At 36.6% G+C, this 3,820-nt stretch carries 8 protein-coding genes; 3 read left to right on the top strand and 5 right to left on the bottom strand.

From position 1 onward, the window contains the following. The 3 genes from MV676_RS06005 to MV676_RS05995 form a co-directional block, all read right to left on the bottom strand. On the bottom strand, positions 1-298 hold a 298-nt coding region (locus MV676_RS06005), incomplete at its 3' end, for a hypothetical protein (protein WP_297445808.1). 72 nt (positions 299-370) lie between these two features. Beyond that, a complete protein-coding gene (locus MV676_RS06000) occupies positions 371-1,141 on the bottom strand; it encodes a site-specific DNA-methyltransferase (RefSeq protein ID WP_297445806.1) in 771 nt (256 codons plus the stop codon). Further along, positions 1,128-1,403, bottom strand: coding sequence for a hypothetical protein (locus MV676_RS05995; protein ID WP_297445804.1), 276 nt, complete (start codon positions 1,401-1,403; stop codon positions 1,128-1,130). Before MV676_RS05995 ends, MV676_RS06000 begins: the two co-directional genes overlap by 14 nt. 90 nt (positions 1,404-1,493) lie before the next feature. Here MV676_RS05995 and MV676_RS05990 point away from each other — a divergent pair, with 90 nt between their 5' ends. Continuing rightward, positions 1,494-1,622 carry a hypothetical protein gene (locus MV676_RS05990; protein WP_297445802.1) on the top strand — a complete coding sequence of 43 codons (129 nt, stop codon included), beginning with the start codon at positions 1,494-1,496 and terminating at the stop codon, positions 1,620-1,622. A 78-nt stretch (positions 1,623-1,700) separates the two neighbouring features. Here the strand turns inward: MV676_RS05990 and MV676_RS05985 are convergent, their stop codons facing one another. Further along, a complete protein-coding gene (locus tag MV676_RS05985) occupies positions 1,701-1,946 on the bottom strand; it encodes a hypothetical protein (RefSeq protein ID WP_297445801.1) in 246 nt (81 codons plus the stop codon). 66 nt (positions 1,947-2,012) lie between these two features. Continuing rightward, positions 2,013-2,243 carry a hypothetical protein gene (locus MV676_RS05980; protein WP_297445800.1) on the bottom strand — a complete coding sequence of 77 codons (231 nt, stop codon included), beginning with the start codon at positions 2,241-2,243 and terminating at the stop codon, positions 2,013-2,015. 96 nt (positions 2,244-2,339) lie between these two features. Here MV676_RS05980 and MV676_RS05975 point away from each other — a divergent pair, with 96 nt between their 5' ends. Together MV676_RS05975 and MV676_RS05970 are read left to right on the top strand one after the other, a co-directional pair. Beyond that, positions 2,340-2,600, top strand: a complete 261-nt coding sequence (locus tag MV676_RS05975; protein WP_297445799.1) for a hypothetical protein — start codon at positions 2,340-2,342, stop codon at positions 2,598-2,600. Positions 2,601-2,693: 93 nt separating this feature from the next. Next, positions 2,694-3,820, top strand: a 1,127-nt coding sequence (locus tag MV676_RS05970) for a hypothetical protein (protein ID WP_297445798.1), incomplete at its 3' end; no start/stop codon positions are given.

Below are 3,820 nucleotides of genomic sequence, written 5' to 3'. Positions count from 1 at the left end.
ATTTCATATCAAGGCCCACATAAACATCTATCCCATTCTGTATTAACAGTTCTATAATTTCGTCTTGATGTGCTATTGGTACTGTCCCGTCTGATTCGTCATAGTTAATGATTATAAAATCAAGATTTAACGCTTTTACTTCCCTTAAAATTTCTTCAGCACTCCTCTGAATATTTATATCCTGGTAGACAAACGCACCTTTATAATCTGGCTCGGAAAAATCATTGAAGCCACCACCACTACCCCCACAGGAATAGCAGGTAAAGAATAAAATTCCAAGAATGGTATTCCTATTCATCTCTGTTCTCCCAGAATAGGATTTTTTTTATTATACCAATATGTCGCTTTAAATTCAAGTATAGTGTTCTTTTTATTTCTTGTTTAAAAAAAGAGTTAACTTACTGATTTTCTCAATTCGTCTTTTGGCCATCAGACAGAACTTTTCTTCCTTTTCAACGCCTATCCATCTACGGCCGTTAAGTTCACACACTTCTCCTACTGTTCCACTTCCGAAGAACGGATCAAGAACTATATCACCCGGCTTTGAATGTCTTGTTATTAGAGGTTCAATCATCCACATATATTTCTCTGTCGGATGACTGGTTTTTTTCTTCCCGATAAAACCCTTAAAAACTTGAAGCATTTTATCCTGCGAAATAAAGTTTAAATAATAGGTTTTCCCTTTAGTAAACCATAGTGCTTCCTCTATACAGGAACGGTAGTTATTTTTCCTTATATGTGGAAGTGGATTTAGTTTTTCAAAGTAGATCTTATTTCGCAGTTTAAAGCCTGTATTTTTCTCTATTAAGTATGCAAAGTAGCCTGAGTAGTTTCTATCCAAAAACAATATTAAACTCCCCGTTTTCTTTAAAATACGGTAAAACTCTTTTGATAGTTCCACAATCCACTCAACATACCTTTCAAAATCATACGAATCCTTAAACTCTTTACCCCAGGCTTCTTCTGTGGATACAAGTTTATTTCCTTTTTTTGTTAATTTGTCTTTATCTCCTATATTGTAAGGTGGATCAGTTATTATAAGGTCCACGCTTTCAGAATCGAAAGCAGGTAAAATCTCTTCGGCCTTGCCGTTGTAGAGAACTCCAGACTGGCTTTCATAATAAGGTTTAACCGATTTCATAACTAATTTCTCCTAAGTGTTGTAAAATGTTGTCAAGACTGCTTTTATCCTTTTGAAGTTTATACTTGCTTTTAACTCTTTTAATAGGTGTTAGTTCCTTATCTACTACCTCAATCGGCAGTTCAACTGTTTTGGCTATTACCTCTACCGGTAAATCCGTTATAAGGTAGAGATTTTTTGCAATTTTTAGTTTGGTTTCCCTCTCTACTCTTTTACCGTTTAAGGCCAGCAGGAACATATAATCTTCTTTGTTAAATCCCATACACTTTCTCCTTTACCGTGTTATCTTATATTATACTTGACTTTTAGCCCTGACTATGATAAGATTATAAAAAAACAGAGGAGGTTTACTATGTGCACGACAGCATTTGAAGACGTGGTTGTAAAAATTCTCAAGGAATCTGACCTGCCTACCCAAACTGAAACCGGTGATAACCTTGAACAGGTTGCAGTTGCTATCCTGAAAGAGGAAGACGGGTAGAACTTTCTACAAAAAATCCTCTGCGGGGGGCGTTGCTTCAAAAATCCCTATGCCCCCCGAAATCCGTTTCTGAAAAACTTACTTCTCTTCTACTACCAGTTTTGCTTTAACCTTTCTGTAGTTATTATCTTCTGTGGGGTAATAAAGCACAACCTCTTTCAGGTGAACTAGTTTAATCATTCCCTTTTCAACTTTTTCTTTCAGGAGATTGTAGAAATCCCTTTCAGGCATAATTTTGCCGTTGTAGGCTACTTTTTCGGGAAGTTTTTCAATTTTTTCGCTTTTGTCGATCGGGACGAACTTTACTTCTACGGTTGCAGGCATTGTTCCCTCCTCAGAGTAAAAGTGTCTGTAAGAATTTTAAGAAAATTTGTAGTGTTTTCAAGTCTTTTATCCGTTTCTGAAAAGCCAGTTATAAACGCCGAAAAATTCAATTACGGCAAGAAAGAGAGCAGAAAGGCCGAGTGCCCGCTGGCCTGTCAAAATACCGTAGAGAAAAAACAGGAGATTTCCTATTCCTGTAACCAGCTGACCGATTCCAGGGTGTTTGAGAGAAATTAAGACTACTCCTACCGTTGTTGAAATGCTTGCAATGTATTCAAGAACTTTATACTGATTCATAAAGCAGATTATAACACCTGAATATCGAACACTCTTGAAAAGTTTGCAAAAATATATTACCATTTCAAGTAGAAACCATTTTTCAAGGAGGGTAAAATGAAAGTAAAAGCACTTATCGTAGCTGGACTGCTTGTAGGAATGGGAATAACCCCTGCCGTAGCAGGAGTCTGGGAAGCCCAGTGTGCAGGATGCCACAATGGTTCTATGGCTCCGTCAAAAGCTCAGCTCAAGGCAAAGTTTAAAGATGCAAAAGCATTCGTAGAGGCCGGCCTGAAGTCCACAAACCCTATGATGAGTGCATTCAAGAACAACCTGGAACCTCTTAAAGAGGCCGCCAAAGAAATCTACGGCAAGTAAGCATTTCTGCCCCCCTTTGTAGGGGGGTATATCAAAAAGTGATAAAACTGTTTGAAAATATTTTATACCTTTTTACCTAAAAGGGAACTCTTGATGGAAGTTAGAGCAGTCAGGCTGAATGACTACATTGACTACCTCGATAAAAAGCTAAAAGAAAATCCAGTTGTTAGAGATGGTGTAATAGAAGAGTACTGCCCTTTTCCCGAAGGCGTAGAAAAGATAGACAGCTTTGACGCAGTTTACAACAATATAACCGATTTAGAGAAGTTTATCACGAAAGGAGCCGACCTTGTTCAGGCTTTAGTGGATCTGAAAATAATAGATATTCCAGGAAAGTTTCCACTTTCTTTAAACAAGAAAAAAGTACAGGCTTTTGAAGAGCATATTAGAAACAATAGGGAATATTTTGAGAAGAATAAAGAGAAGTTTCAGCAGTTTGGAATAGGTCTGTTTTATCTGATATATATGATGAGGCTTTTCTACAACAATAGTCCCCTTTTTGTATCGGAAATTATAAAGGATAGTGAGGCATACAGGCTACTTGACAAAAAGGAAAACAAGTTCCTTGTAGCTGACAACTGTTTCCAGCTAGAGTTTCCCTATGATAAACTGTTAAAGATATCTAAAATATTCGGAAAAGACATAGCAAGGAAAGTTTTAGAGGAAGTCGGTAAAAGGCAGATACTAACAGATGTTACTTTTATAAAGCCTGAAGATATTCAGAAAGGAATAACTAACCATATAGATCTAAAAGGATTTGTTTCACTACGCTTGTTCACTTTCGAAACAGTAGAAGAAGCCGTAAAGTTCTTAGCAGAACATAACTGCAATGTTACTTATATCAGGAACTCTCTTCCGATAAAATACGACAATCCTGCAAAGTCTATAAGCTATGTTCTTTTTTTTATTAACGACATTCCACATATTCACTACAGAAAACTCGTAAAATTTGGGGTTTTATCAGGTGATAGGTTTTTTGAGATTATTTCTAAATTATCCTATGAGGAATTGAAAGAATTGGGTTTAACCGATAACGAAATACGAAACATTTTTAAAGCCAACGGACGGTATTCCCTACCCTTTATAAAGGCATCTCTTCACCTTGGAAAAACCTTAATTCCCGTAAATACGGCAGACTTTTTAAACGACAAAGAAGTAATGGAAAACATTGACAAGCTCTACATAGATGAAGAAAAGCTAATGGAACAGCTGATAAAAAG

Source organism: Desulfurobacterium sp., assembly GCF_027028515.1.
Lineage (GTDB): Bacteria > Aquificota > Aquificia > Desulfurobacteriales > Desulfurobacteriaceae > Desulfurobacterium_A.
Note: the sequence above shows the minus strand (reverse complement) of the source record. Positions and strands in the feature narration are given on the sequence as shown.

Coding starts and splice junctions, on each gene's coding strand:
- MV676_RS06000 (WP_297445806.1), bottom strand. CDS start 1,141: ATGAAATCGGTTAAACCTTATTATGAAAGCCAGTCTGGAGTTCTCTAC.
- MV676_RS05995 (WP_297445804.1), bottom strand. CDS start 1,403: ATGGGATTTAACAAAGAAGATTATATGTTCCTGCTGGCCTTAAACGGT.
- MV676_RS05990 (WP_297445802.1), top strand. CDS start 1,494: ATGTGCACGACAGCATTTGAAGACGTGGTTGTAAAAATTCTCAAGGAA.
- MV676_RS05985 (WP_297445801.1), bottom strand. CDS start 1,946: ATGCCTGCAACCGTAGAAGTAAAGTTCGTCCCGATCGACAAAAGCGAA.
- MV676_RS05980 (WP_297445800.1), bottom strand. CDS start 2,243: ATGAATCAGTATAAAGTTCTTGAATACATTGCAAGCATTTCAACAACG.
- MV676_RS05975 (WP_297445799.1), top strand. CDS start 2,340: ATGAAAGTAAAAGCACTTATCGTAGCTGGACTGCTTGTAGGAATGGGA.